Source organism: Clostridioides sp. ES-S-0123-01 (assembly GCF_020658415.1).
In the GTDB taxonomy this organism is placed as follows: domain Bacteria; phylum Bacillota; class Clostridia; order Peptostreptococcales; family Peptostreptococcaceae; genus Clostridioides.
This window is the reverse complement of the sequence record NZ_JACVWD010000007.1, coordinates 1-21,450: the sequence shown is the minus strand read 5'-3', so window position 1 is coordinate 21,450 and position 21,450 is coordinate 1. Positions and strand designations below refer to the sequence as shown.

Here is a 21,450-nt window from a genome sequence, read left to right as displayed (position 1 = left end):
GAAATTAATTCTTATGATAAACTATAAATATACAGGATTTTATATAGAAAAGCCAGTAGGAAATAATGTATTTTCATATGAAGAGAGAAAAAATAAGAGTATATATGTTCCAAAACTAATAAGTGGAACATTGGATGATGTGAAATTAGGAAACAAAGTCGTATTTAATGAAATTGATGAAAATAAAGAGATAAAAGCAAAAGGATTGGAAAATATGGTCGAATATGTCCTGGGAAATAAAAGAATATATGTTTTTGATAATCATAACCATGCATTTTATTTTTGGATAAAATCTATGATGGCAAATGAATTCACAAGAGGATGTAAACTAGTACATGTAGATCAACATAAGGATACTAGAGAGCCTAAAAACTACAATGTAAATATAAATAATCTGGAGGACGTATTTAGGTATACAAATGAGGTTTTAAATGTAGGAAGTTTTATAAAACCAGCATTAAAACATAATATATTTTCAGAATTAATAATAATAGATAGCTCATATGGCTTTGATTTAGATATAGAGCCAGAGTTTGTTCTTGACATAGACTTAGATATATTTTCAGAGGATATGGACTATATACCATTTGATTTTAAACTAGAAAAGATAAAAAATCTAATTAAAAAGGCTAAAGTTGTAACAATTGCTACAAGTCCTTACTTTATAAACCAAGAGTATGCTATAAAAGTATTAAAAGAATTGTTTAATTATGATATAATGTAAGAGTTAACTTTAAATAGAATATGGTATAATCAAAAAGAAGAAACTTCCAATCTAACTAAAAGATTTTATACTATAAAAAAACTAAAAAAATATAGATATACTTAGGAGGAAAAAAGTATGAGTTTATATACTGAATGGAGAAATTTAAGTGATAACCACGAAAGTCAAGAAACAGAGGTAAAATTCTGGGAAGAATATTTAAAAGTTGAAGCTGGAATATACAATGAAATATTAAATAATAAAATGGATGTTGTTGAAGGTAAAGTAAGTGAATTAGCTGAGAAATTTGGAACTACTAATGAATTTTTCATGGGATTCATAGATGGAATAAGTGAAAGTTTAAAAGAAGATATAGTTTTAGAAGATGTAGAAGCTGATAAAGAAGTTTCTATAAAAATAGATTGGGAAAAATTATATAACAATATGGTAACTGTCGAGGCTCATTGGCTATATAATTTACAAGGTTGGGAAGAAATATTACCAGCAGACCAAAGAAAAGAAATAATAAAAGCATACAAAAAATCTAAAACAGTAGTTAAAGAAGCAAAAATAGGAAGAAATGATTCATGCCCATGTGGAAGTGGTAAAAAATATAAGAAATGTTGTGGAAAGTAAGGTAATCTTATGTTTATTTTAAGATTTGCAGATGATGATGACAATTTATCAGTTAAAGATTTTACATCTTTAACTGATTTAAAAAAATATATTAGTGAAAATAGTATAGATAAAACATGGCATCAAATTGAAGAAGTTAAGAAAGTAATACCTAACCTAAAAGAGGAATAAAATTAAGTAACATTAAAAAGAATATTAAAAAATAGTTGTCAATAGTTGTCTATAAGGACAACTATTTCTATTTTTAGATATAAATATAAAATATACAGGGGGTATAAATATGAAATTTATTGATTTGCATTGTGATACTATAGCAAAATTAATGGAGAATGTAGAAACAAGTGAACTTAAAACTAACAAATATTCTGTTGATATAGACAGGCTGAAAAAAGGGGATTCATTGGCTCAAACATTTGCTCTTTTTGTTGATACTGAAGAAGTAAAACATCCTTTTGATTACTGTATGAGTATGGCAGATAAATTTCATAAAGAAATGAAAAAAAATAGTGATGTAATAGCTCTAGCTACTAACTATGAAGAAATTATGAAAAATCAATCAGAGAATAAGCTTACAGCACTTTTATCTATAGAGGAAGGAGCAGTGCTTGAAGGTAGAATAGAAAACTTAAAGAAGTTTTATGATTTAGGCGTTAGAATGATGACAATAAGTTGGAATCATGTGAATGAGTTAAGCTTTCCTCATAATAATATAGAGTATAGAGAAAAAGGTCTTACAGATTTTGGTAGAGAAGTTGTACATAAGATGAATGAGCTAGGTATGCTAGTTGATGTTTCTCATATTTCAGATGGTGGATTTTATGAAATTGCAAAAATATCCTCTAAACCAATAATAGCTACACATTCAAATTCAAGAGCAATGATGAATCATACTAGAAACCTAACTGATGATATGATTAAAGTGTTGGCTAATAAAGGTGGGGTTACAGGAATTAACTTCTTCCACTTATTTTTAGGCGATAAAAGCGAAAGTAAGCTTGAAGATATGGTTAAACATATAAAACATATTGTAAATGTTGGAGGAATTGATGTTGTAGCTCTAGGCTCAGATTTCGATGGAATAGATTCAAAAGTTGAGATTGAGGATATATCTCAAATGGGTAAATTATACGAGCCTCTAAAAAAAGAAGGATTTAGTGAAGATGAAATAGAAAAAATATACTATAAAAACGCTTTAAGAGTAATAAAAGAAGTGTTATAAGAAATGTTTTTTTGACATTAGGAAACAAAGTTTTATATCGAACATAGTATAAACTAAGATAAAAATTTATTGGAGGTTTAACTATGAAGGTAGGAGACATTGTAGCTAGAAAGTCACATAACAAAGATATTGTATTTAAAATAGTCTCTTTTGGTGTAGATGAAAATAATGAAAAAATAGCTATACTAAAAGGAATTGCATTTAGAGTAATAGCAGATGCTTATATTGATGACCTTGAATTAGTAAAAGCACCTGATATAAAAGATATATTAATAGATAAAAATGTAGAAAATTTATTATATAAGTCAGTAAGAAAGGCTAAAGAGAGACAGAAAAAGATGACAAGGGCAGTTCCAAAACTTCAATTAAATTCTAACACATATGGAATGCCTGGAAAAGTATTACAAATAGATGGAGATAAAGAGTATTTAAAAATTTGTTTGGATGTATATGCTCAACTTGGAATACCTGCAGTAGGAGTAGCAGTTTCAGAGCAAAACCAGCATAAAGAAGTAAGAGCATTACTAGAAAAATATAATCCGGATATACTAGTAATTACAGGACATGATGCAATGACAGTAAAAAGAGGGGATATAGAAGATATGAATAACTATAGAAACTCTTTAAATTTTATGAAAACAGTTAGAGAAGCACGTAAATGGCAACCAAATTTGGATAATCTTGTAATATTTGCAGGAGCATGTCAGTCGAATTATGAAAAAATAATAAATGCAGGAGCGAATTATGCAAGTTCCCCTGGTAGAATAATGATACATGCTTTAGACCCTGTTTTTGTAGTAGAAAAAATTGCATGCTCAAGAATTGATGTAGTAGTACCTATTGATGAGGTTATAGAGCAGACTATCACAGGTGTTAAGGGTATTGGTGGCTCTGAAACAAGAGGGAAATTTAGATGGGCAATGCCAAAAACAATATTGCACTAACAAAAATTAACATAATTATACTGTATATATTCAAAAATAGTATTGACATTTTTGCAAAAAATATATAAAATAATTAGTTTAAACGTTTGACAAAAATGTTTATATGTGATATTATGTAAACATATAAACGTTAAAGAAGGTGATATTGTGGCTACTGTTCAAACTCTAGATAAGATAAGAGTAAGCTTAGAAAGACATATAGGAAAGAAAATATTGTTGAAAGCTAATAAAGGAAGAAAGCAGATTATTACAAAAGAGGGTATACTAGAAAAAGTTTATCCAAGCGTGTTTGTTATAAAATTAGATGATGAAAGTAATGGATATCCTAGGGTATCTTATAGTTACTCAGATTTATTAACATCTAATGTAAAGTTGCAAGTTTTTAGAGATCAAGATAAATTACAAATAAGTTAAAATTATACCTATTAAAAATAGGTGTAATTTTTTTTTTGTTCCTTAAATATAAATATAGTGTGATATTTTTATAATACTTAAGGAGGTAAACTATGGAATTAATTAAAGATGTAATTAAAATTGACAATAGAATAGACTTTGGGAAATTTCAAACATTTATTGAGGCGGAAGCAGTAGTGCCAGACAAGAAGCTAGATGTATATGAGATTGTAAAGACTGAGGGTTACATATCACTTAAAAAAATTGAGATAGCAGATGGAAAGATACTTTGTAGAGGAAGTTTTAATTACAACGTAATTTACATCGCAGACGATAAAAATACTGTTTCTAATGTAGATGGAAAAGTAGATATAAACGAAGTAATAGAAAAAGATAATGTTATGCAAGATATGGAATACATGTTATTTTCAGAGGTAGAGCATATGGACTGCACTATAATGAATGAGAGAAAGATTAAAGTAGGAGCTCTTATGAATATAAGAGGAAGTTTATTTGAAAAACAGAGATTAGATATTGTAAAGGATGTAGCGCAAGTAGAAGGCATACAAAAGCATAGAAAGGAAATTTGTTTTCAAGATATAGTGGGAATAGAAAAAGCAGAAAGTTCTATAAGAGACACTATAACTATAAATACAGAAGAAATTCAATCTATAATAAGCTTAAATCCTTGTGTTAAAGTAAAAGAAAGTAGAGTAACTGATAATAAGGTTATTATTGGTGGAGTATTAGAAATAAATCCATTGGCTTGTACATATGAGGGTGAACTTGTAGAGTTAGATAGAGTGGGTATAGAGTTCACTCAGTTTGTAGAAGTTCCTGGAGTGAGTGATGGTATGACAGAGGAAGTATTATTGTCCATGTCAGACTTTAATCATATTTTTAAACAAAATAGTGAAAGTAATACAGGTCTATTAGAAATAGATTGTATGGCTTGTTGCAAGGTAAAAGTTACAGATGAAGTAACAAGAGAGGTATTACAAGATGCATACTCTCCTCAAAAGATAATAAAATTTGACCATAAACCTATTCAATTAAATAAGACTTTAAGAAATAGTGAAGAAACATTTATGGTTAGAGAAGGAATAAGAAATGATAATGATGATATACAAATAAAAGATATTGTAAGCGTTTGTCCAACTATGTCTATAGAAAATAGCTACATTGAAGGAAATAAAAGTATTATACAAGGGATTATAAAAGTTGAAATTTTATTTATTCCAGTTGAAGGGCTAAAATTAGTTTATAAAATTAGTGAAGAAATTCCATTTGAGCATGATATAGAGATGGATAACTTAACTGATACAGCATCAGTGTTTAATACAGCATGTATTGATAAAATTGAGGTTGATTTGAATAGAGACCAAATAGATTTGGTTATAAAAATCAAAAGATTTACTGAAGCATTAGATAAAAAGGCAGAAAGCTTTATTGTTAAAGGTGAAGATCAAGGTGTGTATGATTTATCTAAAGCCCCAAGCATAATTGTATATATATGTAAAGAAGGAGATACTTTCTGGAATATTGCAAAAAAATACAATACAACAGAAAATGAAATTGCAGAACTCAATGATATAAAACTTGACGAAGCAATTAAGCCTGGCAAGTGTCTTATTTTAGAAAAAAAAGTCGTATTAGTAGATTAATATTAAAAAATTTAAAGTAATTAAGTATAATAGGGTATTATAATACCCTATTATTTTATTTTTTGTAGTATAATATTATTGTTAGTGATGCATTATTCTTTAAACAAGGAGGATAGAATGGATTTTATAAAACTAAAGAGCAGGGCAAAAATAAATTTATCCATTGATGTCTTAGGAAAAAGGCAAGACGGTTATCATTTTGTTGAAATGATAATGCAAACGATAGATTTATACGATATAGTAAAAATAAAGGGATTAGATAAAGATGAAATAGAGATAAAAAGCACTAGTTTAGATATCCCTTTAGATGAAGATAATATTGTTTATAAAGCTGCCAAAATACTTAAGAATAGATTTAATATAAAAAAAGGCGTAGAAGTATTCATAGAAAAAAATATTCCTGTAGCAGCAGGTATGGCTGGAGGAAGTTCCAATGCCGCCGCAGTATTAGTAGGATTAAATGAATTATGGAAACTTGAGTTATCTGAAGATGAATTAAAAGACATCGGATTTAACTTGGGAGCAGATGTTCCATTTTGTATATCAGGAAGGCCTGCTTTAGCTCAAGGTGTTGGAGAAAAACTAACAGATATTAAAGGTTTACCATGTGATATAAGTATTTTAATATGTAAACCAGAATTATTTGTTTCTACAAAAGAAGTTTATCAAGGGTTAGATTTGAATAATATTAAAAAAAGACCTAATAATAAATATTTGATGGAGTGTTTAAATTCAGAAGACATAAAAGCTGTATCAGAAAATATGGTAAATGTTCTTGAAAATGTTACTATAAGTAAATATGAAGAGATAAATAATATAAAGCAAGTTATGATGAAAAATAATGCTTTAGGTTCTATGATGAGTGGAAGTGGTCCTACAGTTTTTGGATTATTTGAAAGTAGAGAAGATGCTCTAATTGGAAAAAAAGAATTATTAAAAAAATATAAACAGGTATATGTTGTTAACAGCAGTCAAAAAGGGGTTGAAATTTGTGGAGAATTTAACTAAACTGAACTTGGATAATTACAAGCCATTAAGAGATGTAGTCTTCGAAAATTTAAGAGAGGCAATCTTAGAAGGGAAATTAAAGCCTGGTCAAAGGCTGATGGAAGTACAACTAGCAGAACAATTAGGAGTAAGTAGAACTCCAGTAAGAGAGGCAATAAGAAAGCTTGAATTAGAAGGTTTAGTTGTTATGTTGCCTAGAAAAGGTGCATATGTAGCAAATATGTCATTAAAGGATCTTCTAGATGTATTAGAGGTAAGAGCAAGCTTAGAAGGTCTAGCAGCGTCTCTTGCTGCTGAAAGAATTGGTGATGATGATATAAAAAAACTTAAGGATATATCAGAAGCGTTAAAAAAAAGCATTTTGGAATCAGATTTAGATGCACTATTGAAACAAGATGTAGAATTTCATGAATGTATATTTAAAGCAACAAACAATAAAAAGTTAATCCAATTGATAAACTCCTTATGGGAACAAGTGTATAGGTTTAGAGTTACTTATATGTCTGATTACGACTCATCGCTTAATATTGTTGAAGAACATAGATTTTTACTTGATGCCATAATAAAAGGTGATAGTGAGTTGTCTAAGAAATATGCTACAGAGCATATAGAAAAAGCAGAGCAATTTATGATAGATAAGGCTATGATGAATAAAGACTTATAAAATTAAAAAAACTACTTTGAAATGTTTATAAACATTTCAAAGTAGTTTTTTTATTGATATTGAAAATATTATGAATAAATTAAATTTAAATGGACATAATTGATGATATAAATTTATCTTGAGGGGGATTTTTCAATGAGAAAAATTAAAGTTAGGTTGGGAATATTAATATTAAGTCTTATATCAGTCATATCAATAATGACGATAGTAATAAATGGTGAAGTAAAAAAAATTGATAATATATCAAAAGACTATAAAGATAAATTAATAAGATTTCATGTCATAGCAAATAGTAATACAGATGAAGATCAAGAACTTAAATTAAAAGTTAGGGATGAAGTAGTAAAATATTTACAACCAAAACTACAAAACTCAAAAAGTATAGAGGAAAGTGAAGCTATTATAAAAAAAGAATATAGTACTCTGGAAGAAATAAGTAAAAATATTATTCTTGAAAATGGATATAATTACAGTGTAAAGGTAGGTATACAATATAGTAACTTTCCTACAAAACAATATTCTAATATAGTTCTTCCAGCAGGTGAATATAAAGCATTAAAAATTATAATTGGAAAAGGTGAAGGAAAAAACTGGTGGTGTGTTATGTTTCCTCCATTATGTTTTGTTGATGAGTCTAATGGAGTTATAGACAAATCTACAGATGATAAGTTAAAAGAAGTTTTAACTGACAAGGAATATAAGCTAATAAAACAAGACACACCAAAGAAAACAAGCAGAGTAAAAATCAAGTTTAAAGTAATTGAAGTAGTAAAGGATTTAGAAGAAAAATTTTAAGAAAATAAAATTATAAGGAGTGGTTTTAATCATGGACAGGTGGAGTAAACTGATAGCTATATTACTAGCTTTAACCTATATATTTATGCCTATTAAAGAGGTATATGCAGATAAGCCAACAGAGACAGCTAAGAAAGTAAATAAACAAGAAAAAAATGTAGCAAAAAAGGAAGTAATAAATTTATCTGATAATGATTTAATGTTACTGTCTAAATTGGTTGCAGGTGAAGCTAGAGGAGAAAGCTATGAGGGACAGGTTGCTGTAGCAGCTGTAGTAATAAACAGAGTATTGGACCCTAGATTTCCAGATTCAATAGAGGAAGTTATATATCAGAAGAATGCTTTCTCAGTTGTGCTTGATGGTTCAATAAACAAGACACCAACAGATTCAGCATGTAAAGCAGCTAAAGAAGCTCTTTATGGAACTGACCCAACAAATAAAGCAGTATATTTCTGGAATCCAGAAATAGCCACTTGCAAATGGATAAATAGACTAAATCCATATCTGAGAATAGGGAATCATGTGTTTGCAAAATAAATTTAAATTTTTGAGTACTGAGAGGAGTTGTCTTTTTCTAGAAATTATTTTCTAATTTGAGATAGCTCCTTTATTTTTTGTTTAAAATAAACTATAATAATCATTTAGGTAATAATATATTAACTGTGAATATAAAAATAAATTTTAGCGATAAATAAGATGTTGTTAAACACAAAAATGTAAAGTAGGTGTTGTATAAAAATGAGCAATAGACCAATAGGAGTTTTTGATTCGGGATTAGGCGGATTGACGGTTTTGAAAGAAATAATGAAGATATTACCAAATGAGGATATAATATATTTTGGAGATACTGCTAGAATACCATATGGTTCGAGATCTAAGGAGACTATAATTAAATATACTTTTCAAGCTATAAATTTTCTAAAAACTAAGGATGTAAAAGCTATAGTTATAGCTTGTAATACTGCTACTGCGAGAAGTTTAAAAGAGGCTCAAGAAAAATATGATATACCAATAATAGGAGTTATAGAAGCCGGTGCTAGGACAGCTGTAAGTTCCACTAAAAACAAGACTGTAGGTATAATTGGAACAGAAGGAACTATAAGTTCAAAGGCATATAATTTAGAAATATCTAAAATAGATAAAAATATAGAAATTGTTAATAAAGCATGTCCTTTATTTGTACCAATTGTTGAAGAAGGATGGGCTAACACAGAAGTAGCTAAGTTAACAGCAAAGATATATCTACAAGAATTAAAAGATAAGAATATAGACTCTTTGGTATTAGGATGTACTCATTATCCTATTTTAAAGAGAACAATAGGTGAAGAGGTTGGAGAACACATAAAATTGGTTAATCCAGCTAAAGAGACAGCTAAAGATTTAAAAAAGATTTTAGAAGAAAGAAACATTATAAATAGCAAAGAAGCTCATGGAATTTATCAATATTATGTATCAGACATACATGAAAAATTTTCAGATATAGCGAAAGAATTTTTAAAGAAAAAAATTGATAAAATTCAAAAAGTGGAGATACAAAAATATTAGTTTATATGAAGAAGTCTATGGAGGAAAAATCGTTGAGTGTAAAAATAAGCATAAATACTAGACAATATGATGAAAAAGGTAATATGGACACCATAGAGATGACTACTTTTGGTAAAATTTTTTATAAAAATGATGGAATATATGTTATTTACAAGGAAAAAGAAGACAATATAGAAATAACTAATACTATAAAAATACTTAAAAATGAAGTTAGTATTAAAAAGTTTGGTTCTATTAATTCAACTATGATGTTTAAATGTGGAGAAAGCAGTACTACAAAATATGTAACCCCACAAGGTACCTTATTAATTGATATTGACACAAGAGAATTGGATATAAATATACAAGAAGGGGAACACATAAAATTGAAAATAGACTATAATATAAAGATACAAGATTTATTTTTAGGTAGAAACAAAATAGATATATACATAGATATTAAATAATAACTATAGCTATTTTCCAGAAATTTTATAAAGGTAGTGAAAAAACTACCTTTTATTTAATTTATTTGGTATTATTATATTTATATTAAACTTTAATTTCTTAAAATTGATACAAGGGTTTAGCGTTTTTTTATAGAAAGTATACTTAAAAGTGAATAAAACTAAGTGTAAGAGGGATAAATATGATATTTGATAAGGTACTAAGTACTATAAATAAACATAATTTAATACAAAAAGGCGATAAAATAGTTTTGGGTCTTTCTGGAGGACCTGATTCAGTTTGTTTATTGCATGTACTAAATAGATTAAAAAAAGATTTTAATATAGAAATATATGCAGCACATTTAAATCATCAAATAAGAGGAATAGAAGCTCAAAAAGATGCATTATATGTATCTAAGCTTTGTGAGGATATGGGAATTGTATTCTTTGTAAAGTCTATTAATGTACCAAAATATTGTGAAAATGAGGGGTTATCATTAGAAGAAGGAGCAAGGAAGCTAAGATATGAAATGTTTTATGAAATTAAGGATAAGATTAAAGCTAACAAAATAGCTATAGGCCATAATCTCAATGACCAAGCTGAGACTGTCATGATGCGTATTATGAGAGGAACAGGTCTTAAAGGGTTAAAAGGAATTGATTATATTAGAGATAACTGTATAATTAGACCAATCTTGGATGTAGAGAGAATAGATATAGAGGAATATTGTAAGGCTTATAATTTAAATCCTAGAATAGATAAAACAAATTTAGAAAACATATACACTAGAAATAAAATAAGGTTAGACCTTTTACCATATATGAAGGATAATTTTAATTCAAATGTAATAGAATCTATAGTGAGGATGAGCAATAGCTTAAAAAGTGACAACGATTATATTGAGAAAGAGGCAGAAGCTAAATTTAGAGAAGTTTCAAATATAAAAGAAAAGAGCTTTGTAGAGATAAATTTAGAAGATTTTATTTGCTTACATGATGCTATCAAAGTTAGGGTTCTTAGAAATTCTATAAAACATATACTAGGAGATACTAATTTTGTTGATCAAAAACATATAGAGGACATAATGTCTTTAGAAAGTGATTCAAAAGTAAATAAAATGATAACTCTTCCGAGAAATATATTTGTTTATAGAAAAAAAGACAGTATAATATTAACCAATGAGGAAATTGTTAGTGAGGAAATTGAATTTTATTACAATATACCTAGTAATGGGTTTATAAAAATAAAAGAATTAAAACAAATTATTGAGACCCAAGTAATGAGTATAGATAGGTATAAGAGTATGAAATTAGACAATTCATCTAAAGGGTTTGATTTTAATAAGGTAAAAGGGGGTATAGTAATAAGGAGCAGAAGGCAAGGTGATAAGATAAAACTTGCTATGGGAAGTAAAAAAGTGAAGGATTTATTCATAGATTTAAAAATCCCAAGAGAAGAAAGATGTAAAATTCCTATAATCACAGATAGTGAAGGAATAATATGTGTTGGAGATTATAAAATCAGTGAGAATTATAAAATTGATGAAAGCACAAAAGAAGTATTAAAAATTAATTTTAACAAATTATAGGGCAAAGCAATGTATGAAAGGAGGGCTTCTATATTGAATAAGTTGCTAAAAGGGGCAGGTTTTTATCTACTTGTTTTTATAATTATAGTAGGTATAGTTCAATTCTCAGGTAAGCCTACAGAAAAAATAAAAGATTTAAAATTTTCCCAAGTATATAGGGAATTAACAGATGAGAATATATCAAGATTGTACTTTGTAAATCAAACTTCTGTAGAAGGTACTATAAAAGATACAAATACAAAGTTTAAATCATATGTTCCAACAGAAATAATGGGAGATAAACTTGCAGATGAAGTGTTAGATCAAGCTAAGGCTGGAAAATTAACATTTGGTGGTGAAGCTAAACCATCTACACCTTGGTTTGTTGAGATGCTACCTACATTACTGTTAATATTCTTTATGGTAATTCTTTGGTTTGTATTTATGAATCAGTCTCAAGGTGGAGGCGGAAAGGTTATGAGCTTTGGTAAGTCAAAGGCTAAGGTTCATAAGGATGATGAAAAAACTAGAGTTACGTTTAAAGATGTAGCTGGATTGGATGAAGAAAAAGAAGATTTACAAGAAGTAGTAGACTTCTTGAAGAATCCTAAGAAATATATTGAATTAGGGGCAAGGATACCAAAAGGAATGCTTATGGTAGGACCTCCTGGAACTGGTAAAACATATCTATCAAGAGCAGTTGCTGGAGAAGCAGGAGTGCCATTTTTCAGTATAAGTGGTTCTGATTTCGTTGAGATGTTTGTTGGGGTTGGGGCTTCAAGAGTAAGAGATTTATTTGAGCAAGCTAAAAAAAGCGCTCCAGCTATAATATTTATAGATGAAATCGATGCAGTTGGTAGAAAGAGAGGAGCAGGTCTTGGTGGAGGTCATGATGAAAGAGAACAAACTCTTAATCAACTTCTAGTTGAGATGGATGGATTTGGAGTAAACCAAGGTATAATAATCATGGCAGCAACAAATAGACCAGATATACTTGACCCAGCTTTACTTAGACCAGGAAGATTTGACAGACAAGTAGTTGTTGGTACACCAGATGTAAAAGGTAGAGAAGCTATATTTAAAGTTCACTCAAGAAATAAACCGCTAAATGATGATGTTAAAATGGATGTATTAGCTAGAAGAACACCAGGATTTACTCCTGCTGATATAGAAAACTTAATGAATGAAGCTGCAATACTAACAGCTAGAAAAAGAGAAAAGAAAATTAAGATGGAAACTATAGAAGAAGCTATAACAAAGGTTATAGCAGGTGTAGCTAAGAAATCGAGAGTAATAAGTGAAAAAGAAAGAAGACTTACAGCATATCATGAAGGCGGGCATGCAGTTTGTGCTCATATACTTGAGGAAGTAAGTCCTGTTCATCAAGTTACAATAGTACCAAGAGGAAGAGCAGGAGGATTTACAATGCAGCTTCCTGTTGAAGATAAGTTCTATGCTACTAAAAATGAGATGAAAGAGAACATAGTAGTTTTACTTGGAGGTAGAGTAGCAGAAGAGTTAGTGCTAAAAGATGTGTCTACAGGAGCATCAAATGACTTAGAAAGAGTTACAGCTACTGCAAGAAGTATGGTAACAAAATATGGAATGAGTTCTAAACTTGGTCCAATGTCATTTGACAGTGATGATGAAGTATTTTTAGGTAATAGTTTTTCAAGTAAGAGAAACTATTCTGAAGAGGTTGCTTTTGAGATAGACCAAGAAACAAAACGTATAGTTGATGGTGCATATGATAAGACAAGAAGTATATTACAAGAAAACATGGATAGACTGGAGTATGTAGCACAAGCCTTACTTATCTATGAAACTTTAGATGCAGATCAATTTATAAAAGCATTTAATAAAGAATTACCATTAAATGATATTGAAAATGCAATTACAGAGGAAAATTCTCCTAAAGAAAATGAAGAGCAATTAACTATAAATCTAGAAAAAGATAGAGAAGAAAGAAACAATGTTGTTGATATAAATAAAAATCAAGAAAATAAATCTGATGAAGATAAATAATTTTAAAATATTGATTATTTTAAGAGTATTATCTATTAAGGATTAAATATTAAGACTGAAAGTATAATGTTAAATTGATAAACAAAGTATATTTGCATATATCAATCTAATTAATACTTTCAGTTTTTTTTGTGATTTTAGCAAAGATTAGGCAAAATATTAAGCTATGGGAATTAATGGTATGGGTATATAAGTTTACTTATGATAATATATTAAAAAGGAATTTTAAAATTAGTAGTATTAAAAATATATTAATAATGTATAATTACTTATTAGAAGAAAAGAAGTCATGAAATCATATCATATTAGAGGTGAAGTATGCGAGAGAAGATAATAGAAATTATATTAAATAATAAATCTGAGTTTATTTCGGGTGAAGAGTTGTCAAAGCAATTAGGTGTGTCACGTGCAGCTATATGGAAACATATGAAAGCTCTAAAAGAAGAGGGATATAATATAGAATCTGTAAATAAAAAAGGTTATAGATTAACAGAAAATCCAACTGATTTATTAAGTCCACAGAATATCTACTATAAATTAAATACAGAGTTTATTGGTAAGAATATTGAGCATCTTGATACTATAGATTCAACCAATGAATACGCAAAAAGAGTGGCTGTGAATAGTATAGATGGAACTGTGATTTTAAGTGAACATCAAGATATGGGAAAAGGTCGATTAGGAAGAACTTGGGATTCCAAACCCAATGAAGGGATTTGGATGAGTATTATTCTAAAACCAGATATGGAACCGTTTAAAGCACCATTTATAACTTTAATAGCAGGAGCAAGTGTAACACAAGCTTTAAATAATCTAGGGGCAAAGACTTTGATAAAATGGCCAAATGATGTTATTTTAAATGGGAAAAAAATATGTGGTATACTAACAGAATTGTCTGCTGAGATTGAAAGAACAAATTATGTTGTTCTTGGTATTGGAATAAATGTTAAAATAATGGACTTTGATTCAGAAATAGCTGAGAAAGCTACCTCATTGTATAAAGAAGGATACAAATTGTCTAGAGTAGATATTGTCAGAAATGTATTGGCTGAATTTGAAAAGTTATATTTAGATTATATTGCAAATAACTCAAAAGAAGAAACTTTAAAAATATGTAGAGATTATTCTGCTATTATAGATAAGAATATATATGTACTAAAAGGAAATGATAAAGAATTAGTTAAATGCTTAGATATAAATGAAGATGGTAACTTAGTAGTTCAGGGTAGTGATGGAAGTGTAAAAGAAATTGTTTCAGGTGAAGTTTCTATAAGAGGAGAAAATGGATATGTATGATAATATTTTAGATATAGAAGGTTTAAAGGTTGGGCAAGTTGAGGATAGAATAGGGCTGACTGGATGTACAGTAGTGATTTGTGAAGAAGGTGCAGTTTGTGGTGTTGATGTAAGAGGGTCGGCTCCAGGAACCAGAGAAACCGATTTATTAGACCCTGTAAATATGGTTCAAAAAGTTCATGCTATAGTTTTAGCAGGAGGTTCTGCATATGGTCTTGAATCTACTTGTGGAGTAAGTAGATACTTAGAAGAAAGAGGAATTGGTTTTGATGTTGGAGTTGGAAAAGTTCCTATAGTTGTTGGAGCAGTTTTATTTGATTTAGGAGTAGGAGATTTTAAGTGTAGACCAGATATACAAATGGGTTATAAAGCTTGTGAGGTGGCAAATACAACTGTTTTAAATCAAGGTAATTATGGAGCAGGATGTGGAGCTACTGTTGGAAAGATAAGAGGGCAAGAATATGCTATGAAAGGTGGAATAGGAAGTTATTCTATAAAACTAGATAATGGATTGATTGTATCTGCATTAATTGCTGTAAATGCTCTTGGAGATGTTTATGAGGATGGTAAGGTTATAGCAGGCGCCTTAAATGATAAAAAAACAGAAACAATTGATACATATAAATTGATGAAACAAGGTGCAAGTAAAGGTGGATTTAGTATAGATAATACTACAATTGGAGTTATAGCTACGAATGCTAAACTGACTAAAGCTGAATGTAAAAAAATATCTCAAATGGGTCATGATGGGTATGCAAAAGCTATTTTTCCTATCCATACACCTCATGATGGAGATACAATATTCACAATGTCAAAAGGTGAAATAGAAGCAGATATAACGTTATTAGGTTCATTGGCTGTAGAGGCTGTGGAAAAAAGTATAATAAATGCAGTAAAAAAAGCTGATAGTGTAGAAAATATAATAGCATATAAAGACATAGTAAAAAAATGAGAAATATGATGAAATTAGCATATTTTTCTTGTCAAATTGTTGACAATGACAACTCATCTTGATAAAATTATTCTTGTTAGAGCAGGCATCCTGAAAGTAGTAGCCTGACTCATAATGATAAGAAACAAGAGTAAGAAAAATCAAAAAATTAAGTAGTCCGGCATCGTTAGTGAGCTGGAACGGAGGTGTATTTTTTATGATGAACACAAGTGCATCAGTAAGAAAAGTAAATGTAAGAAAGATGACTATAATAGGGGTACTATCAGCTATTTCTATTATGCTATCTATGACTCCATTGGGATTTATTCCAGTTGGACCTACAAAAGCAACTATAATGCATATACCAGTTATTATTGGAGCTATTATGGAAGGACCAATAGTTGGGGCAGCAATAGGCTTTATATTTGGAGTATCAAGTCTTTTAAACGCTATAGTAAACCCAACAGTAACATCTTTTGTTTTTATAAATCCATTAGTTTCAATATTGCCAAGAGTTATGATAGGTATATTGGCTTATTATGTATATCAACTAATAATCAATGCTACAAGTAAGGTATACATATCTGGATTAATTACAGGAGCTGTAGGTTCTTTGTTAAATACAGCTGGTGTTTTAGGAATGATATATGTTTTATATGCTGACAAGTATCTTCAAGCAATGGGTCAAAATGGTTCAGCAGGAAAGGTTATAATGGCTCTTGCCGCAGCAAATGGAGTACCAGAAGCAATAGTAGGAGCTTTAGTAGTAGCTGCCGTTGCTGCTGTACTTAAGAAAAGCAAAAAATAGAAAGAAGGTTAATGACATATGCTTCTAGTATTTGATGTTGGAAATACTAATATGGTTTTAGGTATATATAAAGGTGACAAGTTAGTTAATTATTGGAGAATTAAAACAGATAAGGAAAAAACATCTGATGAATATGGAATTCTAATAAGTAGCTTATTTAAGTATGATGATGTGGATATAAATGCTATTGATGATGTAATAATATCATCTGTAGTTCCAAACGTTATGCATTCTCTTGAAAATTTTTGTATAAAATACTGTAAAAAGCATCCATTGATAGTAGGTCCAGGCATAAAAACAGGTCTAAATATAAAATATGATAATCCAAAACAAGTTGGAGCAGACAGGATAGTTAATGCTGTAGCAGGCATAGAAAAATATGGGGCACCAAGTATACTTGTAGATTTTGGAACAGCAACTACATTTTGTGCTATTTCTGAAAAAGGTGAATATCTAGGGGGTACAATAGCACCAGGAATAAAGATATCTAGTGAGGCATTATTCCAAAGTGCATCTAAATTGCCTAGAGTAGAATTAGCAAAACCAGGTATGACTATTTGTAAAAGTACTGTATCGGCTATGCAATCTGGCATAATTTATGGATATGTAGGTTTAGTTGATAAAATAATAAATATGATGAAAAAAGAATTAAATTGTGATGATGTTAAAGTTATAGCTACAGGTGGGCTAGCTAAACTAATTGCTTCAGAAACAAAAAGTATAGATTATGTAGATGGTTTTTTAACGCTAGAAGGATTAAGAATAATATATGAAAAAAACCAAGAATAATTAATACAGGGAATTGGATTATATATCCAGTTCCCTTTTTATGATAGTTTTTTAGTGTTATGTGGTATATTATAATGAGGAAATGCAGATTTAGAAATAAAATCACAAAAACAAAGGAAAAAATAGGAGAAAAACGATGAAAATAGGAAATTTAGAATTAAAAAATAAAGTTTTTCTGTCACCTATGGCAGGGGTAACAGACCTTCCATTTAGATTAATTTGTAAAGAACAAGAATGTGGACTTTTATATACAGAAATGATAAATGGTAAGGCACTTTGCTATGATGATGAAAATACTAAAAAAATGCTTAAGATAGAAAAAGAAGAACATCCTGTAGCTGTTCAGATATTTGGTTCTGAGCCAGATTTTATGGGAAGAGCAGCAGAAATAATGAACGAATATCCAAATGAAATCCTTGATATAAATATGGGATGTCCAGCTCCAAAAGTAGTTAAAAATGGGGATGGTTCAGCACTTATGAAAAATCCTAAACTTGCAGAGCAGGTATTAAAGGCAGTAGTGAAGAATTCAAAGAAACCAGTTACTTTAAAAATAAGAAAAGGATGGGATGATAATAGTATAAATGCTGTTGAGATAGCAAAGATAGCAGAAGCTTGTGGAATAAGTGCTTTAGCAATACATGGAAGAACGAGAGAGCAATATTATACAGGTAAAGCAGACTGGAATATAATTGCAGATATTAAGAAAAATTTAAATATACCTGTTATAGGAAATGGTGATGTATTTACAATAGAAGATTCAATAAATATGTTAGACAAAACGGGTTGTGATGCTATAATGATAGGTAGGGGTGCTCAGGGTAACCCATGGATATTTAAAAGAATAAACCATTATATGAATACAGGCGAGATTTTACCAGAGCCAACTCTTAACGAAAAGATAAGTACTGCCATTAAACATTTAAAGCTTGCAGTAGAAGAACATGGAGAGTATGTAGCTGTAAGGGAAATGAGAAAACACATCGCTTGGTATTTAAAAGGTCTTAGAAACTCTGCAAGATTAAGAGATGAAATTAATAAAATAGAAGACTATCAAGAAGTTGTGTCGAAATTGGAGTGCTATATGGAAGACTCCTTGACATAAAAATAATAGTGACTTATAATATAGCGCATAAATTAAAAAAAGATTATAAAAATTTTAAAATATAATTAGGAAAATTCCTAAGAAATTTGTGAAGGAGTTGTATTTATAATGGAAGAGAATAAAGAGTTTTTATTGACACAAGAGGGATACGATAAATTAGAAGAAGAATTAGAGAATTTAAAGGTTGTAAAGAGAAAAGAAGTTGCAGAGAGAATAAAGGTTGCTATATCTTTTGGTGATTTATCTGAAAATGCTGAGTATGATGAAGCTAAAAAGGAACAGGCACAGGTTGAAGAAAGAATCTTAAAATTAGAAAATATGGTTAGAAAAGCTGTTATCATAGATGAAAGCAAAATAGACCTTAATGTTGTTACAATAGGTTCAATAGTTAAAGTTAAAGATTTAGAATTTGATGAAGATGTTGAATATACTATAGTTGGTTCAACAGAAGCAGACCCATATGATGGCAAAATATCAAACGAATCTCCTGTAGGAAAAGCGCTTTTAGGAAGAGCTGTTAAAGAGGTTGTAGAGGTGCAAGTTCCTGATGGAGTTGCTAAGTTTGAAATATTAGAAATAAGAAGATAATCTGGAGGAAAAAAATGAAAAATAATCAACAAAGCAATGAAGAAGCACAAATTCAAGAAGACCTTAGTGAAGTACTTCAAGTAAGAAGAGATAAACTAAAAAAATTACAAGAATCAGGTAGAGACCCTTTCAAAGAAAGTAGATATGATAGAACTCATTATTCTATGGAAATAAAAGATAACTTTGAAACTCTTGAAGGTCAAACTACAAAAATAGCAGGACGTATCATGAGCAAGAGAATACAAGGTAAAGCTGGTTTTATAGATATTCAAGACCAAGAAGGAAGAATTCAATCTTATGTAAGATTAGATGCTATAGGGGAAGAAGAATATAGTGTATTTTCAACATATGATATTGGAGACATAGTTGGTATTGAAGGGGAAATATTTAGAACTAAAAGGGGCGAAATATCTGTAAAGGCTAAATGTGTAGTATTATTATGCAAATCTTTACAAGTTTTACCAGAAAAATATCATGGATTAAAAGATCAAGAATTAAGATATAGACAAAGATATGTTGATTTAATAGTGAACCCAGAAGTAAAAAATGCTTTTTTAATTAGAACGAAAGCATTAAAGGCATTGAGAGCGTATTTAGATGACAGAGGATTTTTAGAAGTTGAGACTCCAATATTAAATACTATAGCTGGTGGAGCGAATGCTAGACCTTTTATAACTAACCATAACACTTTACATATACCAATGTATTTAAGAATAGCAAACGAATTATACTTAAAGAGACTTATTGTTGGTGGATTTGATAAAGTTTATGAAATGGGAAGAATGTTTAGAAATGAAGGTATGGATTTAAAACATAATCCTGAATATACTGCTATAGAATTATATCAAGCATATGCAGACTACACTGATATGATGGAGATAACAGAAAATGTTGTTGCACATATGGCTGAAGTTGCTACAGGAAGCATGATAATCAACTATCAAGGAACAGAAATAAACTTTACACCTCCTTGGAAGAGAATGACTATGGAAGATTGTGTGAAGGAATATTCTGGCGTAGATTTTTCTGCAATAAATACAGATGAAGAAGCATTAGAAGTTGCTAGAGAAAAAGGAATAGAAATAAAGCCTGGAATGAGAAGAGGGGAAGTAATAAATGCTTTCTTTGAAGAGTTTGGAGAAGATAAATTAATCCAACCAACATTTATAACACATCATCCAGTTGAAGTATCTCCATTATCTAAGAGAAATACTGAAGACCCAAGAAGAACTGATAGATTTGAAGCTTTTGCTAATAAATGGGAGTTAGCTAATGCATTTTCTGAGCTTAATGACCCAATTGACCAAAAAGGAAGATTTATGGACCAATTGAGAAAAAGAGAATTAGGTGATGATGAAGCTTTTGAGATGGATGATGATTTCTTAAAAGCATTAGAAGTAGGTTTACCTCCTACAGGTGGACTAGGAATAGGTATAGATAGAGTTATTATGCTATTAACTAATTCTCCATCTATAAGAGATGTATTATTATTCCCTACTATGAAACCTATTGATAATAATCAAAATAAAGAAGAAGAAGAAAAATAAAAAATACAAGCATTCTACTAAGTTTTAAATAAAATAGAGCTATTAAATTATCAATAAATAGCTTTATTTTATTTAAAATGTCAATGTAGAATGCTTTTTATATGTTCTAAAGAAGTTTTCATGTATTTAATTTATAAATTACCAACAAACGTTACAAATTGATATTAGTTTTTGTTGATTGGAACTTTATATTTAGAAAATATGATTGAAAGTAATTTATTATGAAAATATTTAAAGTAATTTTTGGGAAGGAAAAAGGAATAATTTTTGAGAATACTATATATAAAAAATTATTGGGGGAATGTGTGATGTTTCAAGTAATTGATTTTTTATGTTTAGTTTGTATTGGATTTTTAGTTCTTGATGTTATGGTATATTTTTGTAAGGATGCAATGGATATATTTGAAAGTACAACTAAGGTTAATAAAGTTAAGAGTATAAATGTTTGGGCAGATAGAGTCAGAGCCAACTCATATTCTTACGAAAATAAAATTGCAAAATAGGAAAAACTGTATATGCATGTGTTACTTGTAATATCAAGGGTTATATCTGTTAGTTTTAGTTAAAAGTATTAAAAAAAACAAAGAGTTATAACCTTTTTTAAAATAAAAAACAAAAAAAGTATTGACGAATTATTTTTAAGGTGATATAGTATTACTTGTCCCCAAGAAAAGGGCAAACATGAAAAATGAACTTTGAAAATTAAACAGTAGGTTAATTTATAAAAACAAGAAACAAACCATAAAGCCAGATATTTAGATAACAATAGTATCTGAGCCTGATAAACTTTTAT

23 protein-coding genes are annotated in these 21,450 nt (G+C 29.2%); all 23 read left to right on the top strand.

The features are described from left to right. The first annotated feature begins 13 nt into the window (after window positions 1-13). The 23 genes from IC175_RS15965 to IC175_RS15855 all read left to right on the top strand — a co-directional run bounded on the left by IC175_RS15965 (window position 14) and on the right by IC175_RS15855 (window position 21,160). A complete protein-coding gene (locus tag IC175_RS15965; RefSeq protein WP_227851723.1) occupies window positions 14-724 on the top strand; it encodes a UPF0489 family protein in 711 nt (236 codons plus the stop codon). A 117-nt stretch (window positions 725-841) separates the two neighbouring features. Beyond that, window positions 842-1,339 (top strand): SEC-C metal-binding domain-containing protein, encoded by a 498-nt coding sequence (locus IC175_RS15960; RefSeq protein ID WP_227845263.1) that lies wholly within the window; start codon window positions 842-844, stop codon window positions 1,337-1,339. A gap of 9 nt (window positions 1,340-1,348) precedes the next feature. Next, a complete protein-coding gene (locus tag IC175_RS15955) occupies window positions 1,349-1,510 on the top strand; it encodes a hypothetical protein (protein WP_227437552.1) in 162 nt (53 codons plus the stop codon). Window positions 1,511-1,619: 109 nt separating this feature from the next. Beyond that, window positions 1,620-2,558, top strand: a complete 939-nt coding sequence (locus IC175_RS15950) for a dipeptidase (RefSeq protein WP_227851722.1) — start codon at window positions 1,620-1,622, stop codon at window positions 2,556-2,558. An 83-nt stretch (window positions 2,559-2,641) separates the two neighbouring features. Next, on the top strand, window positions 2,642-3,502 hold the full coding sequence (yabG, locus tag IC175_RS15945) for a sporulation peptidase YabG (protein ID WP_227437548.1): 861 nt from the start codon (window positions 2,642-2,644) through the stop codon (window positions 3,500-3,502). 147 nt (window positions 3,503-3,649) lie between these two features. Next, window positions 3,650-3,916, top strand: a complete 267-nt coding sequence (locus IC175_RS15940; RefSeq protein WP_009892135.1) for a Veg family protein — start codon at window positions 3,650-3,652, stop codon at window positions 3,914-3,916. 92 nt (window positions 3,917-4,008) lie between these two features. Next, entirely contained in the window at window positions 4,009-5,559 is a 1,551-nt protein-coding gene (locus tag IC175_RS15935; protein WP_227437546.1) for a DUF3794 and LysM peptidoglycan-binding domain-containing protein, read from the top strand. A gap of 117 nt (window positions 5,560-5,676) precedes the next feature. Then, window positions 5,677-6,567: a 4-(cytidine 5'-diphospho)-2-C-methyl-D-erythritol kinase gene (gene ispE, locus IC175_RS15930; RefSeq protein ID WP_227851721.1), complete on the top strand. Its 891-nt coding sequence runs from the start codon at window positions 5,677-5,679 to the stop codon at window positions 6,565-6,567. Then, window positions 6,551-7,231 (top strand): GntR family transcriptional regulator, encoded by a 681-nt coding sequence (locus IC175_RS15925; RefSeq protein ID WP_227437541.1) that lies wholly within the window; start codon window positions 6,551-6,553, stop codon window positions 7,229-7,231. The genes ispE and IC175_RS15925 overlap by 17 nt, the downstream gene beginning before the upstream one ends. Window positions 7,232-7,366: 135 nt before the next feature. Next, window positions 7,367-8,026, top strand: coding sequence for a stage II sporulation protein R (gene spoIIR / locus IC175_RS15920; RefSeq protein WP_227437539.1), 660 nt, complete (start codon window positions 7,367-7,369; stop codon window positions 8,024-8,026). 31 nt (window positions 8,027-8,057) lie between these two features. Next, a complete protein-coding gene (locus IC175_RS15915; RefSeq protein ID WP_227851720.1) occupies window positions 8,058-8,564 on the top strand; it encodes a cell wall hydrolase in 507 nt (168 codons plus the stop codon). A 201-nt stretch (window positions 8,565-8,765) separates the two neighbouring features. Then, entirely contained in the window at window positions 8,766-9,572 is an 807-nt protein-coding gene (murI, locus tag IC175_RS15910) for a glutamate racemase (protein WP_227437535.1), read from the top strand. Between the two features lie 17 nt (window positions 9,573-9,589). Next, complete coding sequence (locus IC175_RS15905; protein ID WP_413926953.1) at window positions 9,590-10,018, top strand: DUF1934 domain-containing protein; 429 nt, start codon at window positions 9,590-9,592, stop codon at window positions 10,016-10,018. 182 nt (window positions 10,019-10,200) lie between these two features. Then, the gene (gene tilS, locus IC175_RS15900) at window positions 10,201-11,589 is read left to right on the top strand and encodes a tRNA lysidine(34) synthetase TilS (protein WP_227437532.1); all 1,389 of its coding nucleotides are present in this window, start codon (window positions 10,201-10,203) and stop codon (window positions 11,587-11,589) included. A 33-nt stretch (window positions 11,590-11,622) separates the two neighbouring features. Next, on the top strand, window positions 11,623-13,593 hold the full coding sequence (ftsH, locus tag IC175_RS15895; protein WP_227437529.1) for an ATP-dependent zinc metalloprotease FtsH: 1,971 nt from the start codon (window positions 11,623-11,625) through the stop codon (window positions 13,591-13,593). Between the two features lie 318 nt (window positions 13,594-13,911). Beyond that, on the top strand, window positions 13,912-14,889 hold the full coding sequence (locus IC175_RS15890) for a biotin--[acetyl-CoA-carboxylase] ligase (RefSeq protein WP_227851719.1): 978 nt from the start codon (window positions 13,912-13,914) through the stop codon (window positions 14,887-14,889). Continuing rightward, entirely contained in the window at window positions 14,882-15,841 is a 960-nt protein-coding gene (locus tag IC175_RS15885) for a P1 family peptidase (protein ID WP_227437525.1), read from the top strand. Before IC175_RS15890 ends, IC175_RS15885 begins: the two co-directional genes overlap by 8 nt. Window positions 15,842-16,037: 196 nt before the next feature. Further along, entirely contained in the window at window positions 16,038-16,628 is a 591-nt protein-coding gene (locus tag IC175_RS15880) for an ECF transporter S component (protein WP_227483268.1), read from the top strand. 18 nt (window positions 16,629-16,646) lie between these two features. Further along, a complete protein-coding gene (locus IC175_RS15875; RefSeq protein ID WP_227437521.1) occupies window positions 16,647-17,417 on the top strand; it encodes a type III pantothenate kinase in 771 nt (256 codons plus the stop codon). A 136-nt stretch (window positions 17,418-17,553) separates the two neighbouring features. Further along, the gene (gene dusB / locus IC175_RS15870; protein ID WP_227851718.1) at window positions 17,554-18,522 is read left to right on the top strand and encodes a tRNA dihydrouridine synthase DusB; all 969 of its coding nucleotides are present in this window, start codon (window positions 17,554-17,556) and stop codon (window positions 18,520-18,522) included. 108 nt (window positions 18,523-18,630) lie between these two features. After that, complete coding sequence (gene greA / locus IC175_RS15865; RefSeq protein ID WP_021386470.1) at window positions 18,631-19,110, top strand: transcription elongation factor GreA; 480 nt, start codon at window positions 18,631-18,633, stop codon at window positions 19,108-19,110. A gap of 14 nt (window positions 19,111-19,124) precedes the next feature. Then, a complete protein-coding gene (gene lysS, locus IC175_RS15860) occupies window positions 19,125-20,657 on the top strand; it encodes a lysine--tRNA ligase (RefSeq protein ID WP_227437517.1) in 1,533 nt (510 codons plus the stop codon). Between the two features lie 308 nt (window positions 20,658-20,965). After that, the gene (locus IC175_RS15855; protein WP_227483267.1) at window positions 20,966-21,160 is read left to right on the top strand and encodes a hypothetical protein; all 195 of its coding nucleotides are present in this window, start codon (window positions 20,966-20,968) and stop codon (window positions 21,158-21,160) included. The last annotated feature ends 290 nt before the right edge of the window (window positions 21,161-21,450 follow it).